Raw genomic sequence first — 23,268 nt, forward strand, 5'->3', positions numbered from 1 at the left:
GAGCGCGAGCGGTGGTAGGGTGAGCGCAGGTTAATGGGTTGGGGCCATCATTAGCTGCCGCTGGTTATTCCTCTGCTGTTTTATCACGGCAGAATCAGTCCCTACCCGCACTCAACGCGCTGGCTGGACGGTTTTTCTCTACCAGAGGTGGCCGAGCGGCTCTATAGCCAGAACTTTCCACTAATAGACGTGACTGAGATCTCAGATGACCAGCTGATACAGCACCGGCGGGTCGCTATGCTGGAACTGTTGCAAAAGCATATTCGGCAGCGGGATAGGATGGACATCTCAGAGCAACTGGTCAGAATATCCCCCCGGGATACACTACCCGTCGGCAGTTTAAAACGTTGCTGAATTATATGCTTCAGGCGGGCAACGCCGCCGATCCGGTGGCTTTTTTACGCAAGCTAGCGCAAAAGACGTCACTCAAGCCGCATAAGGAGACGCTGATGAATATTGCTCATTTTCTCGAAGAGCGAGGTCGCAAAGAGGGGATGCTTCAGGGAATGAAGGCGGGGATAGAAAAAGGTTTGCGCAAGGGCCGACAGGAAGGTCGTAATGAAGGCAGAAATGAAGGGCAACTAGCGGCGACAAAACGCATCGCCCGGGCGATGCTGGAAGAGGGGCTTGAGCGTGACCAGGTCGCAAAGCTAACCGGACTGTCGCTGCGGCAGCTCGCTAAGCTTCAGCACTAACCCCTAAAACGTTTTCGTCAAACGGCAGCCGCACTTGGGCTGCCGTTTGTGTTTACAGGGTTTTCTGTAAGACTTTCAGCGCCGCGGCCACGCCCGCGCCGTAGTCGGGATGGACTTGACTAAACAGGCCAATTTGTCGCTGCTGGATAAATTCAGGGATATCCCGCATATCGCTGGCGATTCGATGGAACATACGCTGATGCTCGTCTTCGCTTAATAGCCCGAACAGCGCGCGCGGTTGGCTAAAATAGTCGTTATCTTCCCGATGATTCCAGTGAGCCGCCGCGCCTTCAAGATTTAAAGGCGGTTCGCTAAAGTCCGGCTGCTCCTGATAGAGGCCGAAGCTGTTTGGCTCATAGGTGACGCCGTTGCCGCTATTGCCGTCGACGCGCATCGCGCCATCGCGATGGTAGTTATGGAACGGGCAGCGCGGCGCATTGACCGGAATCTGATGATGATTAACGCCCAGGCGGTAGCGCTGGGTGTCGCCGTAGGAGAATAAACGACCCTGCAGCATGCGATCCGGAGAGAAGCTGACGCCAGGCACCACGTTAGCCGGATTCATCGCAACCTGCTCAACCTCGGCGAAATAGTTGTCCGGGTTGCGGTTGAGCTCAAGTACCCCCACTTCAATCAGCGGATAATCACTATGCGGCCATACTTTGGTCAGATCGAAAGGATGGTAAGGGACCCGGCTGGCTTCTGCTTCCGGCATGATCTGCACGTAAAAGGTCCAGCGCGGAAAATCGCCTCTTTCAATCGACTCATAGAGATCGCGCTGCGAACTCTCGCGGTCCTCGGCCACCAGACGTTTTGCTTCATCATCCATCAGGTTGGCGATCCCCTGCTGGGATTTAAAGTGGAATTTCACCCAAAAACGTTGATTGTCGGCATTTATAAAGCTGAACGCGTGGCTGCCGAAGCCGTGCATATGGCGATAAGAGCGCGGGATGCCGCGGTCGCTGAAGTCGATAGTCAACTGATGCAGCGTTTCGGGCTGCAGGGAGAAAAAATCCCACTTCCAGGTAGGGTTGCGCAGGTTGGTGCGCGGATCGCGCTTCACTACGTGGTTCAGGTCCGGGAATTTCAGCGGGTCGCGAAGATAAAAAACAGGGGTATTATTGCCTACCAGATCCCAGTTGCCCTCTTCGGTATAAAACTTGATAGCGAAGCCGCGGATGTCGCGCTCGGCGTCTGCGGCGCCGCGTTCTCCGGCAACGGTGGAAAAGCGCAGGAACAGATCGGTGGTTTTACCGACCTCGGCGAACATTTTTGCGCGCGTGTAGCGGCTGATATCGTGAGTGACCGTTAATTTACCGTAAGCGCCGGAGCCTTTTGCGTGCATTCGGCGTTCCGGGATAACCTCCCGGTCGAAGTGGGCCAGTTTTTCCAGAAACCAGACATCCTGCAGCAGCATCGGGCCGCGAGGACCTGCGGTGATGACATTGTTATTATCGACAACCGGCGCGCCGGAGCCGGTGGTTAATCCTTTTTTGCTCATCTTTATCTCCTGACAAAGTTTTATGTAACTTATTCATTTCCCGCAAGGGCAGAATAAGCTGAGCGCTATTTGTAGAATAAATATCCAACACGGACAATCTGGCTCTGGCTATCGATTTGATACCCGCGTCCGTTGGCCTGGCTCCGGTAGCAACTGGTTACAATCACAATGGTAAAGCTCGTCTTATCGCATTGATTCCTTAACGTTCGGCAGTACAATTTCGCGGTTTTTTGGGACTTTTTAATTCTTGTTTGTTGGATAGAGTAAAAATGAAAAAAAGTATATTTGCGGCCCTCGCTGGCATGATGTTCGTCTCAACGGCGGCGCATGCGATCAGTTTCAGCGGACAGGCCGGCGAGCACTACACGAACCTTGGCGTCGGATTTGGCACGGAATCTACCGGCCTGGCGGTAACCGGCAACTGGCTGCATAACGATGACGACGGCGATGCGGCAGGCCTGGGACTGGGGCTGAACATCCCTTTAGGTCCATTCCTTGCCACCGTTGGCGGTAAAGGGGTTTATACCAATCCGAATAACGGCGATGAGGGCTACGCAGCGGCGGTTGGCGGCGGCCTGCAGTGGAAGATCGGCGACAGCTTCCGCCTGTTCGGCGAATATTATTATTCTCCTGATTCGCTCTCCAGCGGTATCGACAGTTATCAGGAAGCTAATGCCGGCGCGCGCTTTACCATTATGCGTCCTCTGAGCATTGAAGCCGGTTATCGCTACCTTAACCTGGCGGGTAAAGACGGCAACCGCGATAACGCGGTCGCGGACGGCCCGTACGTCGGCGTTAACGCCAGCTTCTAACCCCTTCGGCGCGGTATTCCGCCGCGCCTGATTTTCAGGCTTTTTCGCCAGCCGCTTTGCGATATAGTATTTCTACTTATCAGGCTGGAGTTGACAATGTTAAACGTGGAAATGCTGTCCACCGGCGATGAAGTGTTGCATGGGCAAATCATCGATACCAATGCCGCGTGGCTGGCGGATTTCTTTTTTAATCAAGGATTACCTTTAAAGCGTCGCCATACCGTGGGTGACGATCTTGACTCCCTGGTGGCGATTTTACGTGAGCGCAGCGAGCATGCCGACGTGCTGATCGTCAACGGCGGTCTGGGCCCGACCAGCGATGATCTAAGTGCGCTTGCCGCAGCGACCGCCAAAGGTGAAGGGCTGATTCTGCATGAAGCGTGGCTGGAAACCATGACCCGCTTCTTTGCCGAGCGCGGAAGGCCTATGGCCGCCAGCAACCGTAAACAGGCGGAAATTCCGCAAAGCGCCGAGATGATCAACAATCCGGTCGGAACCGCCTGCGGTTTTGCCGTGCAGCTAAACCGCTGCCTGATGTTTTTCACTCCCGGCGTGCCGTCTGAATTTAAGATAATGGTCGAGCAGGAAATCTTACCGCGCCTGCGCGAACGTTTTCCGCTGCCCGCCGCGCCGCTGTGTCTGCGTCTGACCACCTTCGGTCGTTCCGAAAGCGAGCTGGCGCAGAGCCTCGAGCATTTACAACTGCCGCCGGGCGTGGTGATGGGCTATCGCTCCTCAATGCCGATTATCGAACTGAAGCTGACCGGGCCTGCCGAACAGCGCGAGGCGATGCTGGCGCTGTGGCCGGAAGTGCAAAAAGTGGCCGGAGAGAGCATCGTTTTCGAAGGCACCGAAGGCCTGCCGGCGCAGATCGCCCGTCGTCTGCAGGAGCGCCAGCTAAGCCTGACGCTAAGCGAGCAGTTCACCGGCGGTCTGCTGGCGCTACAGCTTTCACGGGTCAATGCCCCGCTGTTGGCCAGCGAAGTCATTCCGGCGCAGGAGGAGACCCTGGCGCAGTCTGCGCGCTGGGCGGCGGAACGGCGCGAAAAACACTTTGCCGGTCTGGCGCTGGCGGTGAGTGGTCAGGAGAGCGATCACCTGAACTTTGCGCTTTCCACGCCGGACGGCACCCACGCGCTGCGGGTGAAGTTCGCGACCAACCGCCACAGCGTGCAGGTGCGTCAGGAGGTCTGCGCGATGATGGCTCTCAACATGCTGCGCCGCTGGCTGAATGGCCAGCCCGTGGCCGGTGAACACGGCTGGATTAACGTCGTTGACTATCTCGCCGTTTAGATAAAACACCGCGTCGGGAGCCCTACCCGACGCGCAATCAGTCCAACCTGCTGTACTTGCTTTTAAAAATTCTGTGCACTATCTCGCATTTCTGTCCCCTTGAACGTCCACCCTGCTGGAATAGCGTCGTCATTTGAAGTCGCTCACAATTTACAGACCCGACAACCGCAACACTGATTCCAGTATTCAGGATTGGAGTCCAGTATGTTGGAATCAAGCAAAGTCCCGGCGCTAACCCGCGCCATCGATATTCTCAATTTGATCGCCCGCATTGGTCCGTGCAGCGCGGCGACCATTATTGACGAACTGGGTATTCCGAAAAGCACCGCTTACCTGCTGCTGGGAGAACTGAGAAAACAGCGCTTCCTCAGCATGGATAATCAGGACAACTACTGTCTGTGGACCAAACTGGTTGAGCTGGCCGGTCACGCGCTGAGCAAAATGGATCTGCGCGAACTGGCGCGTCCGCGCCTGACGCAGCTAATGGATCAGTGCGGACTGCTCTGCCATCTGGGCATTATCGATGGCGGTAACGCCTACTACATTCTGAAGATTGAATCCCCGGCCACCATCAGCGTGCGTTCCCACGAAGGTAAAAGCCTGTCGCTGTACCGCTCCGGTATCGGTAAATGCCTGCTTGCCTGGCAGCCCGAGCGGGTTCAGGAGTCAATTATCAGCGAGCTGCAGTGGGAGAGGGCAACGCCAACCACCATCACCAGCGCCCAGCTGCTTCGCGATGAACTGGGGCGTATTCGCGCCCGCGGCTGGAGCTTCGATAACGGCGAAGATTATCCCGAAGTTCGCTGCGTGGCGGCGCCGGTTTTTAATGCCAATAACGAGCTGACCGCCGCCATCTCCGTGGTGGGTACTCGTCTGCAAATCAATGAAGACAATCGCGATTATCTCGCTGGCAGGGCGATTGCCTGCGCCAAGGACATTTCTCGTCTGCTGGGGTGGAAAAGCCCCTTCGAACAACAAGCCTCATAATAAGGAGAAGATCATGACCCTACCGAAAATTAAACACGTCCGCGCCTGGTTTATCGGCGGCGCTACCGCAGAGAAAGGCGCTGGCGGCGGCGACTATCATGACCAGGGAGCAAACCACTGGATTGACGATCATATCGCCACGCCGATGAGCAAATATAAACAGTATGAACAGTCCCGCCAGTCGTTTGGCATCAACGTTCTCGGCACGCTGATTGTTGAAGTCGAAGCCGAAAACGGCCAGACCGGCTTTGCGGTATCAACCGCCGGCGAGATGGGCTGTTTTATTGTGGAAAAGCACCTGAACCGCTTTATCGAAGGGAAGTGCGTCAGCGATATCAAACTGATCCATGACCAGATGCTCAACGCCACCATGTACTACTCCGGCTCCGGCGGCCTGGTGATGAATACCATCTCCTGTATCGACCTGGCGCTGTGGGATCTGTTCGGCAAAGTGGTGGGATTACCGGTATACAAACTGTTGGGCGGCGCGGTACGCGATGAAATTCAGTTCTACGCTACCGGGGCCCGTCCGGACCTGGCGAAAGAGATGGGCTTTATTGGCGGCAAGATGCCGACCCACTGGGGCCCGCACGATGGCGATGCGGGGATCCGCAAAGATGCCGCCATGGTGGCCGATATGCGCGAAAAATGCGGCCCGGACTTCTGGCTAATGCTGGACTGCTGGATGAGCCAGGACGTTAACTACGCCACTAAACTGGCCCACGCCTGCGCGCCCTATAACCTTAAGTGGATCGAAGAGTGCCTGCCGCCGCAGCAGTATGAAGGCTATCGCGAGCTGAAACGCAATGCCCCGGCCGGAATGATGGTCACCAGCGGCGAGCACCACGGCACGCTGCAATCCTTCCGCACGCTGTCGGAAACCGGCATCGATATTATGCAGCCTGACGTAGGCTGGTGCGGCGGTCTGACCACGCTGGTGGAGATTGCGGCGATCGCCAAATCGCGCGGCCAGCTGGTGGTGCCGCACGGTTCGTCGGTCTATTCGCATCATGCGGTCATTACCTTTACCAACACGCCGTTCAGCGAATTCCTGATGACCAGCCCGGACTGTTCAACGATGCGTCCACAGTTTGACCCGATTCTGGTTGATGAGCCGGTACCGGTGAACGGGCGCATTCATAAAACCGTTCTGGATAAACCGGGTTTCGGCGTCGAGCTGAACCGCGACTGCAACCTGAAACGTCCTTATAGCCACTGATCCCGTCGTGCCGCACAGCGCTGATGTGCGGCCTATTGTTGAGGATATTACGATGAGCAACACCTTGCTTGAGAGCGTGGTGAAGAAAAACCGCGCCCGTTTGATCCCCTTTATGCTGGCGCTGTACGTGCTGGCGTTTCTTGACCGTTCGAATATCGGCTTTGCGAAAGAGACCTATCAACTGGATACCGGCCTCAGCAATGAAGCTTACGCGCTGGGGGCGGGGATTTTCTTTGTGGTGTACGCCTTTCTTGGGGTACCGGCCAACCTGCTGATGCGCAAATTCGGCGCGAGAAAATGGATTGGCTGCACCACCTTACTGTGGGGCATTCTTTCAGCGGCGATGGCGTGGGCGGATACGGAAGCGAAATTTCTGCTGGTACGCACCCTGCTTGGCGCCGCCGAAGCGGGTTTCTTTCCGGGCATGATCTACCTGACCTCACAGTGGTTTCCGCAGCAAAACCGCGCCAGCATTATGGGATTATTTTATATGGGCGCGCCGCTGGCGCTGACCCTCGGGTCGCCGCTCTCCGGCGCGCTGCTGGAAATGCACGGTTTTATGGGGCATCCCGGTTGGTTCTGGATGTTTATTATTGAAGGCTTACTGGCGGTCGGCGCGGGTTTCTTCACTTTCTTCTGGCTTGACGACACGCCGCAAAACGCCCGCTTCCTGACCGCTGCCGAAAAGCAGGCGCTCATCAGCGAGCTGGCCAGCGAAGAGCAGAAAAAGATTACTTCGCGTTTGTCCGATGCGCTGCGCAACGGCCGCGTCTGGCAGCTGGCGATTATCTATCTCACCATTCAGGTGGCGGTTTACGGCCTGATCTTCTTCCTGCCGACCCAGGTTGCGGCGCTGCTCGGCACTAAAGTGGGGTTTGTGGCATCGGTGGTGACCGCGATCCCGTGGGTGGCAGCGCTGTTCGGTACCTGGCTGATTCCTCGCTACTCCGACCGCACCGGCGAGCGGCGTAATATTGCGGCATTGACCCTGCTGGCGGCGGCAATTGGCATTGCGGTCTCCGGGCTGGTGTCGCCGGTACTGGCCATCATCGCGCTGTGCGTTGCCGCCGTCGGCGTCATTGCCGTACAGCCGGTCTTCTGGACTATGCCGACGCAGCTGTTATCCGGCACGGCGCTGGCCGCAGGCATTGGTTTCGTCAACCTGTTTGGTGCGATCGGCGGATTTTTAGCGCCGATTATACGCGTCCAGGCTGAAACGATGTTCGGCAATAATTCTGCCGGATTATTGACGCTCGCCTGCGTGGCGGTTGTCGGGGTTGTTATTATCTTTTCACTGCGCGTGAGCCGCACGGTACCGCAGGCCGGCAGCGTACAGCATTAATTTAAGGGAGAACTATGAACGCAATTTTATCGAACCCATTTAAAGCTGGGTTATTGCAAGGGGAAGCACAAATTGGCCTGTGGCTGAGCTCGACCTCCTCTTATATGGCTGAGATTGCCGCCACCTCGGGTTACGACTGGCTGCTGATTGACGGTGAACATGCGCCGAATACCATTCAGGATCTTTATCATCAGCTACAGGCCATTGCGCCCTACGCCAGCCAGCCGGTGATTCGTCCGGTAGAGGGCAATCGCAGCCTGATTAAACAGGTGCTGGATATTGGCGCCAGAACGCTGCTGATCCCCATGGTCGATACCGCAGAACAGGCGCGGGACATTGTCTCGGCGACGCGCTATCCGCCGCTGGGGACCCGCGGCGTCGGCGCCGGGGTAGCTCGCGCCGCGCGCTGGGGAAGGGTAGAGAACTATATGGCGCAGGCCAACGATGAGCTGTGCCTGCTGATTCAGGTTGAGAGCAAAACCGCCCTCGATAATCTGGATGCGATCCTTGAAGTCGAGGGGATTGACGGCGTCTTTATCGGCCCGGCGGACCTGTCGGCCTCGCTGGGCTACCCGGATAACGCCGGTCATCCTGAAGTGCAGCGGGTTATTGAACAGAGCATCCGCTGCGTTCGCGCGGCGGGAAAGGCGGCCGGATTCCTGGCCGTCGATCCGGAGATGGCGCACAAAGCGCTGGCGTGGGGGGCGAATTTCGTTGCCGTTGGCGTCGATACCAACCTCTATACCAGCGCGCTGGATAAACGACTGGCGATGTTCAGGCCGGTAGCCGAACAGGCGGAGGGCAAGGGGAGCTACTAGCCCCCCGGTGTTGGCGCTGGCGTCAGGCCAGCGCCTGCGCCAGCAGAGTGATGGGATGCTCGCAGCGTTTACTGGTGGACATCTCTATCTGCCATTTACAGGTTTCACAGTCGGTCACTACCAGGTCCGCGCCGCTCTCCTCAATTTGTCGGAACAGCGGCGCGCCAATCGCCTGCGATGAGTCGTAATTCTCCGACTTGAAGCCGAAGGTGCCGGCAATACCGCAGCATTGCGAGTCGAGCACCTCCAGCTGCAAGCCGGGGATCAGCCGCAATAGCTCAAGGGTATACAGCGACCAGCCCATCTTCTCCATATGGCAGGGCGTGTGATAGATCACCTTCAGCGGCAGCGATTTCAGCGCCAGCTTCCGTCCGGCGTCCAGCTGACGCCAGATCCAGCGGGTCGCCAGTTCAACCCGGTCGCGCACATCGTGATTATCGATATCAAGGACGTGCGGATATTCATCGCGCAGCGTAAAAGTGCAGGTCGAGGACGTCGCCACCACTGGCAGGTTATTTTCCCGCATCGCGGTAACGTTGCTCTGTGCCTGTTTACGCGCCTTCGCAAAAAAACCGTTGGCAATGAGCGGCACGCCGCAGCATTTTTCTTTATGCAATAGCTGCACGCCGATGCCCATGGCGTTGAGCACCCGGATAAGATCTTTACCCAACTGCGGATTGTTGTAGTTCACATAGCAGCCGTGAAAGAAGGCCACCTGCTCGGCGTACTGCGCCTGTTGGCCAGCCAGCTGTCGATACGCGCGGCGAAAGGTGCCGAAGCCATATTTGGGCAGCGAGCGGCGGTGATCGATTTTGAGCGCGGCATCCAGTACCCGACGTACCGGCATCAGCCCGGTGGCGGCGTTTACCAGCGGAGCAAACGGCGTGGAGAGGGTGCCCATCAGATCGGTGTGGCTGAGGATGGTATCGCGCAGCGTGGGCTTTTGCCGGCCGTATTCCATGCGCGCCCGCTGGATAATATCGCCGATTTTGACGTCTGAAGGGCAGGCGACTTCACAGCGTTTACAGTTAATGCAGTATTTTAACGCCTCGTCGTAGAGCGCGCCGTCTTTCAGGCGCAGGCGCTCGCCGTCCGGCCCGGCCTGTTTTGGCCCCGGGTAGCGCGGATTAACCCGGCTGACCGGGCAGGCGGTGGTGCAAACGGTGCATTTAATACAGTGTTCAAAGCGCGTGTCGTTCATGACTCACCTCCGGCAAGCTCGCCAATTAGCCCTGCGGCGTGAAGCGCGGTCACTGCGCACACGCCGCCGCCGCATCCCAGCGCGATGGCATCAAAACCGCCGAGGATCGAACCGACGGCGAACAGATTCTCCAGCGTCCGCCCCTGACGCTGGGGACGCAGAGCCTCATCGGTTTTCAGGCCGAAACGCTGCCAGGGCTGCGAGGCAAAAAAATCCTGCTGATACCAGCTTTCGCGCGGCAGCGTCTGCTGCAGATCCAGACCGAGGATCGGCTCGCGCACGCCGCTACGTTCGGCGACCAGCCCGTTGCTGAAAAAGCTGCCGCTGGCCAGCACAGCGAAGCGCGGGCGCAGCGGAATATCGCCGTGATTGCGCGTCCAGATCGCGTTAACCCTACCGTCCTGGTGGCTGATATCAATGACTTCATCCCCGGTCAGCCAGGTCCCGCCGCTGCGGATAAATTGCCGCTGCAGCTGGGCGTGCAGGCGCATCCCCGGCACCGATGGCGGCAGGGTAGGCAGCAGGCGCAGCGGGCAGGGCAGACGCTGCCGCAGCCACTGGTACAAGCGATCGTCGGCGAGGCCGAAGCAGGCGGGCATAATCAGTAAATTATGCTGCTGCGCCAGCGGGCGCAGCGCCGCCAGCAGGGCAGGCCAGTGCGCTTCATCGTCCAGCCGGCGGGCGATATTGGCGGCGCGAAATTCGGATGGGCTATCGCGCAGAACATCAAGAAGGGGTAATTCTATCTCGTGTGCTACGGCGGTCACGCCGTGCTGGTGCAGAGAGGCCGCGGCAAGATGCGGCTGGAAGTCGCCGAACCCGCTGATGCCAACGACGCAGACGCCGCTGACGGGCAGCGGCGCGGTGGCGATTTCCTGCGGAGAAAGCCAGGCCGCGCGTAAGATTCCCAGCGGCGTCACGCGCAGATGCGGCTGGCTGGCATCGCCCTGCATGGCAATCCCGCAGTCGACAAACAGCGCCTGAGCCTGGCGGGCGTAATTCATCACGCTTTCGGCGCCGAGCCTGGCATAAGGGTGTTCGGGAAGCTGGCGGGCCAACTGGCCGATACCGTAAGCAACATCGGTGACGGTTTCGCCATTCGGCAGCGTCGAGAGCAAATCCAGCGAGGCGGAAGAGAAGTGCAGGGCGCTTTGGCCCCGGCTGATAATCACGCTGCGCAGGCCGCGCTGGTTGAGCGCCAGCCCGCAGAGCAGCCCGGCAAGGCCGCCGCCAATAATCGCGCAATCAAACTTCATCCTGGTGCTCCTTTTCTAATCCGCACAGACCGAGATAAACCCAGCGGGTAAACTCGCTTTCGCGCAGCGCATCCCCCCAGGCCACCGGCTGAACGCCTTTCCAGCGTTCGTTCAAAAATTGGGACAGCTGGGTGAGGGACCGCGCGGAGGTGGTGACGTTAAAACGCGCGAGCAGCCCGGCGGCGCGGCAGGCGCACAGTTCGCCCTGACAGGTTCCCATGCCGACGCGGGTACGGCGGCGCAGGTCAAGCAGGTTTTTCACCGCCAGGTTTTCAACCGCGTACTCTACTTCTCCGGCAGTGACCGCCTCGCATTCGCAGACCAGGCTACGGCGCTGGCGGCTATCGCCAAGCCATGCCGGGGTGCGATCGCCGTGGCGGTAGATGGCCGACCCGCGCAGCGGCGCAGGTAACGAGATGATTTTACTTAGCGTGGCTTCCGCCGGTTCCTGCGAACCGGGCAGCGGCGTATCGGCGGTCGTGCAGGGGGCGGTATTTCCGAGCTTGCGGCATAGCGCATCCGTGGCCCACTCCGCCATCAGACGATAGGTCATCAGCTTACCGCCGGTGATGGTGATGAAGCCTTCCATACCGTCGCGGCGGGCGTGGTCGAGCAGCACGATACCGCGGCTGACGCTACGGCCACTGGGATCGTCATCGCTGGCGACCAGCGGGCGTATACCGGAATAGGCGCGAAGGACCCGCGTCCGCCCCATGATCGGCGCCAGCTTTTCCCCCTCCCGCAGCAGCGTTTCGACTTCCTCGGTGGTTACACGGTTGTCGTCAATTTCGTCATAGGGAATATGCATCGAGGTGGTGCCAATCAGCGAAATAGTATCGCCGGGCACCAGGATATCGGCGTCAGCCGGTTTGCGGCAGCGGTTGATAACCTGACGGTTAATGCGGTGGTCGAGGATCAGCAAAGATCCTTTTGCCGGAAACATCGCGATGCGCAGGTCGGCGTACTCTGCGATGCGCTGCCCCCAAATCCCGGCGGCGTTAACCACCACCTGAGCGCGCAGCGCGCGCGATTCTCGGTGCTGATGATTGTAGATCGCGACGCCATGGACGCGATCGCCCTGCCGCAGCAGACCGGTGACTTCGCAGCCGGTGAGGATCGTCGCGCCATGTTCGCGGGCATCGAGCATATTCGCCGCGGTGAGGCGGAAAGGATCGACGGTGCCGTCGGGAACCTGTACCGCGCCGAGCAGCGCCGGGTTAACCGCGGGCTCAATACGCAGCGCTTCGGCGGGCGTCAGAGGCTGGGCTTCGATACCTGCCTGCTGACAGGCGCTGATAAAGGTGTACTGGTACGCCGGGTCATCTTCCGGCAAGGTAATAAACAGGCCGCTGGTGGGCTCTATGCAGTGGCGGGCGATACGGCGCAATATACGGTTTTCGCTAATGCACTCGCGCGCTGATTCGCTATCGGTGACCGCATAGCGCGCGCCGCTATGCAGCAGACCGTGGTTACGGCCAGTCGCGCCGGTGGCGATATCGTAGCGCTCCACCAGCGCTGCTTTTAGCCCGCGCAGCGCGCAGTCGCGCGCGATCCCGGCGCCGGTGGCGCCGCCGCCAATAATAATGACGTCATATTCACGACTATCGGCCATCTCCCCGTCCTCTGTTTTCGTTTTACTTCATTTAGCCATATCGACAGCATTTAATGTTTGATTTCGAGCATATTTGCGCGCAATTCGAGCGTTTGTTGTGACTTTGTGCGCATATTAGAAAATGCTGTCATATTTCTGTAACAAAGTGTGCGACATTTCACAGTATTAGATTTACGCTTTGCCTACTATCGCGACCAAATCAGAAGTTGGTGAATAAATTACGTTTTTTTGCGTCGACGTCAGAAGAACAGCAATGGCCACGGAGGCTGATATGTTAAGTATATTTAAACCCGCAGCGCATAAAGCGCGATTGCCAACCGCGGAAATCGATCCTTTATATCGTCGATTACGCTGGCAGATCTTTATCGGTATTTTCTTCGGATATGCTGCTTACTATTTGGTTCGTAAGAACTTTGCTTTAGCAATGCCCTACCTTATCGAGCAGGGGTTCTCCCGTGGCGACCTCGGTTTTGCCCTTTCCGGTATCTCCATCGCCTACGGATTTTCGAAATTCATCATGGGGTCGGTTTCCGACCGCTCGAATCCGCGCATTTTTTTACCGGCAGGCTTGATTCTTGCCGCGCTGGTGATGCTGGTGATGGGCTTCGTCCCTTGGGCGACCTCCAGCATTATGGTGATGTTCGTTCTGCTGTTCCTGTGCGGCTGGTTCCAGGGGATGGGCTGGCCGCCGTGCGGACGTACGATGGTGCATTGGTGGTCGCAGAAAGAGCGCGGCGGTATCGTGTCGGTATGGAACTGCGCGCATAACGTCGGCGGCGGGATCCCGCCGCTGCTGTTCCTGCTGGGAATGGCGTGGTTTAACGACTGGCATGCGGCGCTGTATATGCCGGCTTTCGGCGCGATCCTGCTGGCGATTTTCGCCTTCGCGATGATGCGCGATACTCCGCAGTCCTGCGGTTTGCCGCCGATCGAAGAGTATAAAAACGATTATCCTGATGACTACAGCGAGAAGCATGAAGAGGAGCTGACCGCAAAGCAGATCTTTATGCAGTATATCCTGCCGAACAAGCTGCTGTGGTACATCGCCGTTGCAAACGTGTTTGTTTACCTGCTGCGCTACGGCATTCTTGACTGGTCGCCAACCTACCTGAAAGAGGTTAAGCACTTCGCGCTGGATAAATCCTCCTGGGCCTACTTCCTTTATGAATATGCGGGGATTCCGGGCACTCTACTGTGCGGCTGGATGTCGGATAAAGTGTTTAAAGGCAACCGCGGCGCGACCGGCGTCTTCTTTATGACCCTGGTCACCATCGCCACCGTTGTCTACTGGCTGAACCCGCCGGGTAACCCGGGCGTGGATATGGCCTGTATGATTATTATCGGCTTCCTGATTTATGGCCCGGTGATGCTGATTGGCCTGCATGCGCTGGAGCTGGCGCCGAAAAAAGCCGCCGGCACCGCTGCGGGCTTCACCGGCCTGTTCGGTTATCTCGGCGGTTCCGTGGCCGCGAGCGCCATCGTTGGCTATACCGTCGATTTCTTCGGCTGGGACGGCGGCTTTATGGTGATGATCGGCGGCAGCGTGCTGGCGGTTGTGCTGCTGATTATCGTGATGCTGGGTGAACGACGCCACCATCAACAGATGAAACAAGGTTAAGGTGCGGCGATGAAAAGTCAATTAACCACCCTGATGAGCGGAGTGCTGCTGGCCGCCACGGCGCTCTCATTCAGCGCCGTGGCGGGAGAGAAAATCGTTATCGCCCACCGCGGCGCCAGTGGCTATCTGCCGGAACATACCCTGCCGGCGAAAGCGATGGCCTACGCGCAGGGGGCGGATTACCTTGAGCAAGACCTGGTGATGACCAAAGATGACCGGCTGGTGGTCCTGCATGACCACTATCTGGATCGGGTGACCGACGTGGCCCAGCGTTTCCCGCAGCGGGCGCGTAAAGATGGCCGCTTCTACGCTATCGACTTTACCCTCGCAGAGATAAAGTCGCTGAAGTTTACCGAAGGGTTTGAACCGAAAGATGGCAAGAACGTGCAAACTTATCCGGGTCGCTTCCCGATGGGGAAATCTGATTTCCGCATTCATACCTTCGAAGAGGAGATTGAGTTTGTCCAGGGGTTAAACCATTCGACCGGCAAAAACATTGGCATCTACCCGGAAATCAAAGCGCCGTGGTTCCACCATCAGGAAGGCAAGGATATTGCCGCCAGCACGCTGAAAGTGCTGAAGGAATATGGTTACACCGGCAAGCAGGATAAGGTGTATCTGCAGTGCTTTGACGCCAACGAGCTCAAGCGTATTAAGCATGAGCTGGAGCCGAAAATGGGGATGGATCTCAATCTGGTGCAGCTTATCGCCTATACCGACTGGAATGAGACCCAGCAGCGGCAGGCTGACGGCAAGTGGGTGAACTACAGCTATGACTGGATGTTCAAACCAGGGGCAATGGCGCAGATCGCCCAGTACGCTGACGGTATTGGTCCGGACTACCATATGCTGGTGGCGGAAGGCTCGAAACCGGGAGACGTGAAGCTGACGGCAATGGTGAAAGAGGCGCACGCCAGCGGCATGCAGGTACATCCATACACGGTTCGCGCGGATCAATTGCCTGACTACGCCATCGACGTCAATCAGCTCTATAACGTGCTGTACCATCAGGCGGATGTCGACGGCTTGTTCACCGATTTTCCGGATAAAGCCGTGCAGTTTCTGCACGCTAAGCAGTAAAAAGCCGGGTTTACCCGGCCTGTGAACGGCAGTTTTGTCGGGCGCATAAGCGTTATGCCGCCCGACAAAACTTACATCTCAATTTCGATATCGCCTTTTGCCCGGCAGCAGCAGGGCAAAATCTCTCCCGGCTGGACAAACGCCAGCGGCTCGGTGAGCCAGTCAACCTGACCGGAAACCAGCCGCAGACGACACGATCCGCAGTATCCTTCGCGGCACTGATACTCCACGTCGATATTGTGCGATTCCAGGGCCGCCAGCAGGGAGGGATGTTCATCCTGACACTCAAGGCGAGTGTCAGAAATCTTCAAGAAAATGCGTTTCATCAGAGCTGGAAGTTGCTCAGATCGTCAGCGTCGACTTCGGAATCGATCTGCCCGACCAGATAAGAGCTGACTTCCACTTCCTGCGGCGCGACCTGCACGTTATCGGACACCAGCCAGGTGTTGATCCACGGGATCGGGTTGGAGCGGGTCTGGAACGGCAGATCGAGACCTACCGCCTGCATGCGGATGTTAGTAATGTACTCAACGTACTGGCAAAGAATATCTTTGTTCAGGCCGATCATCGAACCGTCGCGGAACAGATAATCCGCCCACTCTTTCTCCTGCTGTGCCGCCAGCACGAACAGGTCGTAGCACTCCTGCTTGCACTCTTCGGCGATTTCCGCCATTTCCGGATCGTCAACGCCGGAGCGCAGCAGATTCAGCATGTGCTGAGTGCCGGTCAGGTGCAGCGCTTCGTCACGGGCGATCAGACGGATAATCTTGGCGTTACCTTCCATCAGCTTGCGCTCGGCAAAGGCGAAAGAGCAGGCGAAGCTGACGTAAAAACGGATGGCTTCCAGCGCGTTCACGCTCATCAGACACAGGTACAGTTTCTTCTTCAGCTCGCGCAGGTTCACGGTAATGGTTTTACCGTTCACGCTGTGGGTGCCTTCGCCCAGCAGATGCCAGTAGCTGGTCAGCTCAATCAATTCATCGTAATAGCTGGAAATGCCTTCCGCGCGTTTTTGGATCTGCTCGTTGGTGACGATATCGTCAAATACCATCGCCGGATCGTTAACGATATTGCGGATGATATGGGTGTAGGAGCGCGAGTGGATGGTCTCCGAGAACGCCCAGGTTTCAACCCAGGTTTCCAGCTCAGGAATGGAAATCAGCGGCAGCAGGGCAACGTTCGGGCTGCGTCCCTGGATCGAGTCCAGCAGCGTCTGATATTTCAGGTTGCTGATAAAAATGTGTTTTTCGTGTTCCGGCAGCGCCTGGTAGTCGATACGGTCGCGGGAAACGTCAACCTCTTCCGGACGCCAGAAGAAGGAGAGCTGTTTTTCAATCAGCTTTTCGAAGATGTCATATTTTTGCTGATCGTAGCGGGCGACGTTCACCGGCTGACCAAAAAACATCGGCTCAAGCAGCTGATCGTTTTTAGTCTGAGAAAAAGTGGTATATGCCATTGAAGTGAGTCCTGTTGAGATTGTATCGCCCGGCGGCAGTGAGTTTGCCGGGCCTACAAAACCTTAGGCCGGGCCAGCATCGCGCCGCCCGGCAAAAAACTTAGATCTTACATGCGCCGCTTTCGCAGCCGTCGTCCTGAATAGACGGCGCCAGGTCATCCTGGGCATCTTCCGCGCCATCGCGAGTGTTGTGATAGTACAGCGTTTTGACGCCGAACTTATAGGCATTGAGCAAGTCTTTCAGCAACTGCTGCATCGGCACTTTGCCTGACGGGAAGCGCGTCGGGTCGTAGTTGGTATTGGCGGAAATCGACTGGTCGATAAACTTCTGCATAATACCGACCAGCTGTAAATAACCGTCGTTGTTCGGCATTTCCCACAGCAGCTCGTAGCCGTTCTGCAGTTTTTCGTAATCCGGCACCACCTGGCGCAGGATACCGTCTTTTGACGCTTTGATGCTGACGTGACCGCGCGGCGGTTCAATGCCGTTGGTGGCGTTGGAGATCTGCGAAGAGGTCTCGGACGGCATCAGCGCGGAGAGCGTGGAGTTACGCAGGCCGTGCGTTTTGATCGACTCGCGAAGCCGCTCCCAATCGTAGTGCAGAGATTCGCTGACGATAGCATCCAGGTCTTTCTTGTAGGTATCGATCGGCAGAATGCCTTTTGCATAGGTGGTTTCGTTAAACCACGGGCACGCGCCTTGTTCGATCGCCAGCTCGTTAGAAGCTTTCAGCAGATAGTATTGAATCGCTTCGAACGTTTTATGCGTCAGGTTGTTAGCGCTGCCGTCGGAATAGCGTTTACCGTGCTTCGCCAGATAGTAGGCAAAGTTAATCACGCCAATACCCAGCGTACGACGGCCCATCGCGCCGCGTTTGGCCGCCGGGATCGGGTAGTCCTGGTAATCCAGCAGGGCATCCAGCGCGCGAACGGCCAGCACCGCCAGTTCTTCCAGCTCATCCAGGCTATCGATAACCCCGAGGTTGAAAGCGGACAGGGTGCACAGCGCAATTTCACCGTTCTCGTCGTTTACATCTTCCAGCGGCTTGGTCGGCAGGGCGATTTCCAGGCACAGGTTGGACTGGCGCACCGGCGCGACAACCGGGTCAAACGGGCTGTGGGTGTTGCAGTGGTCCACGTTCTGGATGTAGATACGACCGGTAGAGGCACGCTCCTGCATCATCAGCGAGAACAGCTCTACGGCTTTAATGCGCTGCTTGCGGATGCTGTCGTCCTGCTCGTATTGGGTATACAGGCGCTCGAACTCGTCCTGGTCGGCGAAGAACGCATCGTACAGGCCCGGAACGTCGGATGGGCTGAACAGGGTGATGTCTCCGCCTTTCAGCAGGCGAGTGTACATCAGCTTGTTGATCTGTACGCCGTAGTCCATATGACGAACGCGGTTGGCGTCGGTACCGCGGTTGTTTTTCAGCACCAGCAGGCTTTCGACTTCCAGATGCCACATCGGGTAGAAGAGGGTGGCGGCACCACCGCGGACGCCGCCCTGCGAGCAGGATTTCACTGCGGTCTGGAAGTGCTTATAGAACGGAATACAGCCGGTGTGGAAAGCTTCACCGCCGCGAATCGGGCTACCCAGCGCGCGGATGCGGCCGGCATTGATGCCGATACCGGCGCGCTGAGAAACGTATTTAACAATCGCGCTGGAGGTCGCGTTAATAGAATCGAGGCTATCACCGCACTCGATCAGCACACAGGAGCTGAACTGACGGGTCGGGGTACGCACGCCGGACATAATCGGCGTCGGCAGCGAGATTTTAAACGTCGACACCGCATCATAGAAACGCTTGATATAGTCCAGACGCGTCTCGCGCGGATAGTTGGAGAACAGGCAGGCGGCCACCAGAATGTACAGGAACTGGGCGCTTTCGTAGATCTCACCGGTGACGCGGTTCTGTACCAGATATTTGCCTTCGAGCTGCTTAACCGCAGCGTAGGAGAAGGTCATATCGCGATCGTGCTCGATAAACGAATCCATCTGCTTGAACTCTTCTTCCGTGTAGTCTTCCAGCAGATGAGTATCGTATTTGCCGTTTTTCACCATTTTCGACACGTGGTCGAACAGTGCTGGCGGCTCAAACTGGCCGTAGGCTTTTTTGCGCAGGTGGAAAATCGCCAGACGAGCGGCGAGATACTGGTAGTCCGGCGCGTCGCGGGAGATCAGATCCGCAGCGGCTTTGATAATGGTTTCGTGAATATCGGCGGTTTTAATGCCGTCATAGAACTGAATGTGGGAACGCAGTTCTACCTGGGAGATGGATACGTTATTCAGCCCTTCTGCCGCCCAATCCAGCACGCGGTGGATTTTGTCGAGATTGATGCGCTCGGTGCTACCGTCACGCTTTGTCACCAGCAGACTCTGATTCATGTGGTTTATACCTGTCCGTGAAAGAAAATATCCCCCACTTATCCACAGATCGCCGTTGTGACTAACTCTGTGGATAAATACTATATGTAGGGGGTGGTCGATAAAAGAAACGCTATATGGTGAGTATTCTAGTAAGGATTCTTTTGAGTACAAGAGTTGATTTTGACGTTAAATTGAGGTTGCGGAAGGGTGATAATCGCGAAATCCACGCCCCATAAGGCCTGGAGAAGATGTCAATAAATCTGAAAAAAAAATGAAAATTTGATCGAGTGCTGATTTCTTCATCGGAAGAAATAATCACGCGGCTTGATGCCGCGCAATCATCATAGGAAATACTGCTGACGTTATGCTTTTTTCGCCGTTGTATGCAACATATAGTTAACATCCACCCCCGGCGCCAGCTTGAAGGTATTGGTCAGCGGATTGTAATGAAGACCGGTAATGTGCTGCTCTTTCAGAATTGTCTCATCCACCCAGCCGAGCAGCTCCGCTGGTTTAATGAATTTCTTCACATCGTGGGTTCCCTTCGGCACCATCTTCATGACGTACTCGGCGCCGACAACCGCCATCAGCCAGGCTTTACCGTTACGGTTAATGGTAGAGAAGAATACCTGGCCGCCAGGCTTGACCAGCCGCGCGCAGGCGTGAACGACCGACTGCGGGTCCGGCACGTGCTCCAGCATCTCCATGCAGGTGACGACATCGTACTCCCCGGCGTGCTTCGCCGCGTGTTCTTCCACGGTTTCCTGGACATAGTCGACCTGAATACCGCTCTCCAGGGCATGCAGTTTCGCGACCTGAAGCGGTTCAAACCCCATATCCAGACCGGTGACCGTAGCGCCTTCCCGGGCCATGCTTTCTGCCAGGATGCCGCCGCCGCAGCCGACATCCAGCACTTTCTTACCAAACAGGCCGCCTGAGCGCTCCGCAATATAGCCAAGACGCAAAGGATTAATGCGATGTAACGGTTTGAATTCGCCCTCTAAATCCCACCAGCGCGATGCGACGGCTTCAAATTTAGCGATTTCATTATGATCAACATTGTGGGCCACCGACGGTTTTTCGGCATTCATGGGCGCTATTACTCCTGTTCAGTTCAGACCGGCAAGTATATCAGGCCTCCGCGATGAATAAACCGTCTATCCCTGTCCCTGTCACAGCGCGAAAATCATTGGGTATAGGTTTACCCGTATCACCGCGGCTGTGTTATAATTTGCGACCTTTGAATCCGGGATACAGTAGAGGGATAGCGGTTAGATGAGCGACCTTGCGAGAGAAATTACACCGGTCAACATTGAGGAAGAGCTGAAGAGCTCCTATCTGGATTATGCGATGTCGGTCATTGTTGGCCGTGCGCTGCCGGATGTCCGAGATGGCCTGAAGCCGGTACACCGTCGCGTACTATACGCCATGAACGTATTGGGCAATGACTGGAACAAAGCCTATAAAAAATCTGCCCGTGTCGTGGGTGACGTCATCGGTAAATACCACCCTCATGGTGATACTGCCGTATACGACACCATTGTACGTATGGCGCAGCCATTCTCCCTGCGTTACATGCTGGTAGATGGCCAGGGTAACTTTGGTTCGGTCGACGGCGACTCCGCCGCAGCGATGCGTTATACGGAAATCCGTATGTCGAAGATCGCCCATGAACTGATGGCCGACCTCGAAAAAGAGACGGTGGATTTCGTCGATAACTATGACGGCACGGAGAAAATCCCTGACGTTATGCCGACCAAAATCCCGAACCTGCTAGTCAACGGTTCGTCCGGTATCGCGGTAGGTATGGCGACCAATATTCCGCCGCACAACCTGACCGAAGTGATCAACGGCTGTCTGGCCTACGTTGAAAACGAAGACATCAGCATTGAAGGGCTGATGGAACATATTCCCGGCCCGGACTTCCCGACCGCTGCGATCATCAACGGTCGCCGCGGCATTGAAGAGGCCTATCGTACGGGTCGCGGAAAAGTGTACATTCGCGCCCGCGCGGAAGTGGAAGCTGACGCGAAGACCGGCCGCGAAACCATCATCGTGCATGAAATTCCGTATCAGGTGAACAAAGCGCGCCTGATTGAGAAAATCGCCGAGCTGGTCAAAGACAAACGCGTTGAAGGCATCAGCGCGCTGCGCGACGAGTCTGATAAAGATGGCATGCGCATCGTGATTGAAGTGAAGCGCGATGCGGTGGGTGAGGTGGTGCTTAACAACCTCTATTCGCAGACTCAGCTCCAGGTCTCCTTCGGTATCAACATGGTTGCCCTGCACCATGGTCAGCCGAAGATCATGAACCTGAAAGAAATTATTGCCGCGTTCGTGCGCCACCGCCGCGAAGTGGTGACCCGTCGTACTATTTTTGAACTGCGTAAAGCCCGCGATCGCGCGCATATCCTCGAAGCGCTGGCGATTGCCTTGGCCAACATCGATCCGATTATCGAACTGATTCGCCGCGCGCCGACTCCGGCGGAAGCGAAAGCAGCATTAATCGCGCGTTCATGGGATCTGGGCAACGTTTCCGCTATGCTGGAACGCGCAGGCGATGACGCCGCTCGTCCGGAATGGCTGGAGCCTGAGTTCGGCGTACGCGACGGTCAGTACTACCTGACCGAACAGCAGGCGCAGGCGATTCTGGATCTGCGTTTGCAGAAACTGACCGGTCTTGAGCATGAAAAACTGCTCGATGAATACAAAGAGCTGCTGGAACAGATTGCGGAACTGCTGCACATTCTGGGCAGCGCCGATCGCCTGATGGAAGTTATCCGTGAAGAGCTGGAGCTGGTCCGTGAACAGTTCGGCGACGCGCGTCGTACCGAGATCACCGCTAACAGCGCGGATATCAACATCGAAGACCTGATCAACCAGGAAGATGTTGTCGTGACCCTTTCGCATCAGGGCTACGTGAAGTACCAGCCGTTAACCGATTACGAAGCACAGCGTCGTGGCGGTAAAGGTAAATCTGCGGCGCGTATAAAAGAAGAAGACTTTATCGACCGCCTGCTGGTGGCCAACACCCACGACACGATCCTCTGCTTTTCCAGCCGCGGGCGTCTCTACTGGATGAAGGTTTATCAGCTGCCGGAAGCCAGCCGCGGCGCGCGCGGGCGTCCGATCGTCAACCTGCTGCCGCTTGAAGCCAACGAACGTATCACCGCGATTCTGCCGGTACGTGAGTACGAAGAGGGCGTGAACGTCTTTATGGCTACCGCCAGCGGTACCGTGAAGAAAACGGCGCTGACCGAATTCAGCCGTCCGCGTTCTGCCGGTATTATCGCGGTTAACCTCAACGAAGGCGACGAGCTGATTGGCGTCGATCTGACCTCCGGTCAGGACGAAGTTATGCTGTTCTCCGCCGCCGGTAAAGTGGTGCGCTTTAAAGAGGACGCCGTCCGCGCAATGGGCCGTACCGCTACCGGCGTACGCGGCATCAAGCTGGCCGGCGAAGATAAAGTGGTTTCGTTGATCATTCCGCGCGGTGAAGGGGCCATCCTGACCGTTACGCAGAATGGCTACGGTAAACGTACCGCGGCTGATGAGTATCCAACCAAGTCGCGTGCGACCCAGGGCGTAATCTCAATCAAAGTGACCGAACGCAACGGTTCCGTGGTGGGCGCGGTGCAGGTTGATGACTGCGACCAGATTATGATGATCACCGATGCGGGCACGCTGGTACGAACCCGCGTTTCCGAGGTGAGCATTGTCGGCCGTAACACTCAGGGCGTGATCCTGATTCGTACCGCGGAAGATGAAAACGTGGTCGGTCTGCAGCGCGTTGCTGAGCCGGTTGATGACGAAGAGCTGGATGCCATCGACGGCAGCGCGGCGGAAGGCGATGAAGATATCGCGCCGGAAGCGGACACTGACGATGACATCGCCGAAGATGAAGAGTAATTCTCTGCGGTAATTGTTCTGAAAGGGTCGGGCTCATCCCCGGCCCTTTTTGTTTTCCCGTTGCGGGACCGTAGTTTTATCGTTACCTTAACGCCATTCTG

The 23,268-nt window shown here is 56.9% G+C and carries 17 protein-coding genes and 1 pseudogene; 10 read left to right on the top strand and 8 right to left on the bottom strand.

All coding sequences use genetic code 11. The annotated features are described in order from the left end of the window. Positions 1-54 precede the first annotated feature (54 nt). Positions 55-695: pseudogene (locus HMPREF3178_RS31835) on the top strand (Rpn family recombination-promoting nuclease/putative transposase); the annotation flags it as partial. 52 nt (positions 696-747) lie between these two features. Here the strand turns inward: HMPREF3178_RS31835 and HMPREF3178_RS20155 are convergent. Next, entirely contained in the window at positions 748-2,196 is a 1,449-nt protein-coding gene (locus HMPREF3178_RS20155) for a catalase (RefSeq protein WP_070585445.1), read from the bottom strand. 269 nt (positions 2,197-2,465) lie between these two features. Between HMPREF3178_RS20155 and HMPREF3178_RS20160 the strand changes: the two genes are divergently transcribed. The 6 genes from HMPREF3178_RS20160 to yfaU all read left to right on the top strand — a co-directional run bounded on the left by HMPREF3178_RS20160 (position 2,466) and on the right by yfaU (position 8,667). After that, positions 2,466-3,008, top strand: a complete 543-nt coding sequence (locus tag HMPREF3178_RS20160) for a YfaZ family outer membrane protein (RefSeq protein ID WP_004114193.1) — start codon at positions 2,466-2,468, stop codon at positions 3,006-3,008. Between the two features lie 96 nt (positions 3,009-3,104). After that, positions 3,105-4,301, top strand: coding sequence for a nicotinamide mononucleotide deamidase-related protein YfaY (locus tag HMPREF3178_RS20165; protein WP_004104017.1), 1,197 nt, complete (start codon positions 3,105-3,107; stop codon positions 4,299-4,301). A gap of 204 nt (positions 4,302-4,505) precedes the next feature. After that, positions 4,506-5,288, top strand: coding sequence for an IclR family transcriptional regulator (locus HMPREF3178_RS20170; RefSeq protein ID WP_070585447.1), 783 nt, complete (start codon positions 4,506-4,508; stop codon positions 5,286-5,288). Between the two features lie 13 nt (positions 5,289-5,301). Beyond that, positions 5,302-6,507 (top strand): L-rhamnonate dehydratase, encoded by a 1,206-nt coding sequence (gene rhmD, locus HMPREF3178_RS20175; RefSeq protein ID WP_004104015.1) that lies wholly within the window; start codon positions 5,302-5,304, stop codon positions 6,505-6,507. A gap of 52 nt (positions 6,508-6,559) precedes the next feature. Further along, positions 6,560-7,849, top strand: a complete 1,290-nt coding sequence (locus tag HMPREF3178_RS20180) for an MFS transporter (RefSeq protein WP_023321355.1) — start codon at positions 6,560-6,562, stop codon at positions 7,847-7,849. Between the two features lie 14 nt (positions 7,850-7,863). Continuing rightward, complete coding sequence (gene yfaU / locus HMPREF3178_RS20185; RefSeq protein WP_070585449.1) at positions 7,864-8,667, top strand: 2-keto-3-deoxy-L-rhamnonate aldolase; 804 nt, start codon at positions 7,864-7,866, stop codon at positions 8,665-8,667. A 22-nt stretch (positions 8,668-8,689) separates the two neighbouring features. On the opposite strand, the gene glpC is transcribed toward yfaU, so the two are convergent. Genes glpC through glpA form a run of 3 tightly spaced genes read right to left on the bottom strand, consistent with a single transcriptional unit; the run spans position 8,690 to position 12,736 of the window. Next, the gene (gene glpC / locus HMPREF3178_RS20190; protein WP_004104007.1) at positions 8,690-9,868 is read right to left on the bottom strand and encodes an anaerobic glycerol-3-phosphate dehydrogenase subunit GlpC; all 1,179 of its coding nucleotides are present in this window, start codon (positions 9,866-9,868) and stop codon (positions 8,690-8,692) included. Next, on the bottom strand, positions 9,865-11,124 hold the full coding sequence (glpB, locus tag HMPREF3178_RS20195; protein ID WP_070585451.1) for a glycerol-3-phosphate dehydrogenase subunit GlpB: 1,260 nt from the start codon (positions 11,122-11,124) through the stop codon (positions 9,865-9,867). The genes glpC and glpB overlap by 4 nt, the downstream gene beginning before the upstream one ends. Continuing rightward, complete coding sequence (gene glpA / locus HMPREF3178_RS20200; protein ID WP_004114184.1) at positions 11,114-12,736, bottom strand: anaerobic glycerol-3-phosphate dehydrogenase subunit A; 1,623 nt, start codon at positions 12,734-12,736, stop codon at positions 11,114-11,116. Before glpA ends, glpB begins: the two co-directional genes overlap by 11 nt. A 271-nt stretch (positions 12,737-13,007) precedes the next feature. On the opposite strand from glpA, the gene glpT reads away from it, so the two are divergent. Then, positions 13,008-14,354 (top strand): glycerol-3-phosphate transporter, encoded by a 1,347-nt coding sequence (glpT, locus tag HMPREF3178_RS20205; protein ID WP_004104004.1) that lies wholly within the window; start codon positions 13,008-13,010, stop codon positions 14,352-14,354. A gap of 9 nt (positions 14,355-14,363) precedes the next feature. Continuing rightward, complete coding sequence (glpQ, locus tag HMPREF3178_RS20210; RefSeq protein WP_004114182.1) at positions 14,364-15,434, top strand: glycerophosphodiester phosphodiesterase; 1,071 nt, start codon at positions 14,364-14,366, stop codon at positions 15,432-15,434. A 71-nt stretch (positions 15,435-15,505) separates the two neighbouring features. On the opposite strand, the gene yfaE is transcribed toward glpQ, so the two are convergent. The 4 genes from yfaE to ubiG all read right to left on the bottom strand — a co-directional run bounded on the left by yfaE (position 15,506) and on the right by ubiG (position 20,349). Next, on the bottom strand, positions 15,506-15,760 hold the full coding sequence (gene yfaE / locus HMPREF3178_RS20215; RefSeq protein ID WP_004104002.1) for a class I ribonucleotide reductase maintenance protein YfaE: 255 nt from the start codon (positions 15,758-15,760) through the stop codon (positions 15,506-15,508). Beyond that, positions 15,760-16,890: a class Ia ribonucleoside-diphosphate reductase subunit beta gene (gene nrdB / locus HMPREF3178_RS20220; RefSeq protein WP_004104001.1), complete on the bottom strand. Its 1,131-nt coding sequence runs from the start codon at positions 16,888-16,890 to the stop codon at positions 15,760-15,762. The genes yfaE and nrdB overlap by 1 nt, the downstream gene beginning before the upstream one ends. A 100-nt stretch (positions 16,891-16,990) precedes the next feature. Beyond that, on the bottom strand, positions 16,991-19,276 hold the full coding sequence (gene nrdA, locus HMPREF3178_RS20225; RefSeq protein ID WP_004104000.1) for a class 1a ribonucleoside-diphosphate reductase subunit alpha: 2,286 nt from the start codon (positions 19,274-19,276) through the stop codon (positions 16,991-16,993). A 344-nt stretch (positions 19,277-19,620) separates the two neighbouring features. After that, positions 19,621-20,349 carry a bifunctional 2-polyprenyl-6-hydroxyphenol methylase/3-demethylubiquinol 3-O-methyltransferase UbiG gene (gene ubiG, locus HMPREF3178_RS20230; RefSeq protein WP_004114176.1) on the bottom strand — a complete coding sequence of 243 codons (729 nt, stop codon included), beginning with the start codon at positions 20,347-20,349 and terminating at the stop codon, positions 19,621-19,623. 184 nt (positions 20,350-20,533) lie between these two features. On the opposite strand from ubiG, the gene gyrA reads away from it, so the two are divergent. Continuing rightward, positions 20,534-23,167 carry a DNA topoisomerase (ATP-hydrolyzing) subunit A gene (gyrA, locus tag HMPREF3178_RS20235; protein WP_004114174.1) on the top strand — a complete coding sequence of 878 codons (2,634 nt, stop codon included), beginning with the start codon at positions 20,534-20,536 and terminating at the stop codon, positions 23,165-23,167. Positions 23,168-23,268: the final 101 nt, after the last annotated feature.

Source organism: Klebsiella sp. HMSC09D12 (assembly GCF_001808475.1).
Classification (GTDB): Bacteria; Pseudomonadota; Gammaproteobacteria; order Enterobacterales; family Enterobacteriaceae; genus Klebsiella; species Klebsiella oxytoca.

What these genes read in the sequence shown, in the direction of transcription:
- HMPREF3178_RS20155 (WP_070585445.1), bottom strand. Translation starts at nt 2,196, where the DNA reads ATGAGCAAAAAAGGATTAACCACCGGCTCCGGCGCGCCGGTTGTCGAT.
- HMPREF3178_RS20160 (WP_004114193.1), top strand. Translation starts at nt 2,466, where the DNA reads ATGAAAAAAAGTATATTTGCGGCCCTCGCTGGCATGATGTTCGTCTCA.
- HMPREF3178_RS20165 (WP_004104017.1), top strand. Translation starts at nt 3,105, where the DNA reads ATGTTAAACGTGGAAATGCTGTCCACCGGCGATGAAGTGTTGCATGGG.
- HMPREF3178_RS20170 (WP_070585447.1), top strand. Translation starts at nt 4,506, where the DNA reads ATGTTGGAATCAAGCAAAGTCCCGGCGCTAACCCGCGCCATCGATATT.
- rhmD (WP_004104015.1), top strand. Translation starts at nt 5,302, where the DNA reads ATGACCCTACCGAAAATTAAACACGTCCGCGCCTGGTTTATCGGCGGC.
- HMPREF3178_RS20180 (WP_023321355.1), top strand. Translation starts at nt 6,560, where the DNA reads ATGAGCAACACCTTGCTTGAGAGCGTGGTGAAGAAAAACCGCGCCCGT.
- yfaU (WP_070585449.1), top strand. Translation starts at nt 7,864, where the DNA reads ATGAACGCAATTTTATCGAACCCATTTAAAGCTGGGTTATTGCAAGGG.
- glpC (WP_004104007.1), bottom strand. Translation starts at nt 9,868, where the DNA reads ATGAACGACACGCGCTTTGAACACTGTATTAAATGCACCGTTTGCACC.
- glpB (WP_070585451.1), bottom strand. Translation starts at nt 11,124, where the DNA reads ATGAAGTTTGATTGCGCGATTATTGGCGGCGGCCTTGCCGGGCTGCTC.
- glpA (WP_004114184.1), bottom strand. Translation starts at nt 12,736, where the DNA reads ATGGCCGATAGTCGTGAATATGACGTCATTATTATTGGCGGCGGCGCC.
- glpT (WP_004104004.1), top strand. Translation starts at nt 13,008, where the DNA reads ATGTTAAGTATATTTAAACCCGCAGCGCATAAAGCGCGATTGCCAACC.
- glpQ (WP_004114182.1), top strand. Translation starts at nt 14,364, where the DNA reads ATGAAAAGTCAATTAACCACCCTGATGAGCGGAGTGCTGCTGGCCGCC.
- yfaE (WP_004104002.1), bottom strand. Translation starts at nt 15,760, where the DNA reads ATGAAACGCATTTTCTTGAAGATTTCTGACACTCGCCTTGAGTGTCAG.
- nrdB (WP_004104001.1), bottom strand. Translation starts at nt 16,890, where the DNA reads ATGGCATATACCACTTTTTCTCAGACTAAAAACGATCAGCTGCTTGAG.
- nrdA (WP_004104000.1), bottom strand. Translation starts at nt 19,276, where the DNA reads ATGAATCAGAGTCTGCTGGTGACAAAGCGTGACGGTAGCACCGAGCGC.
- ubiG (WP_004114176.1), bottom strand. Translation starts at nt 20,349, where the DNA reads ATGAATGCCGAAAAACCGTCGGTGGCCCACAATGTTGATCATAATGAA.
- gyrA (WP_004114174.1), top strand. Translation starts at nt 20,534, where the DNA reads ATGAGCGACCTTGCGAGAGAAATTACACCGGTCAACATTGAGGAAGAG.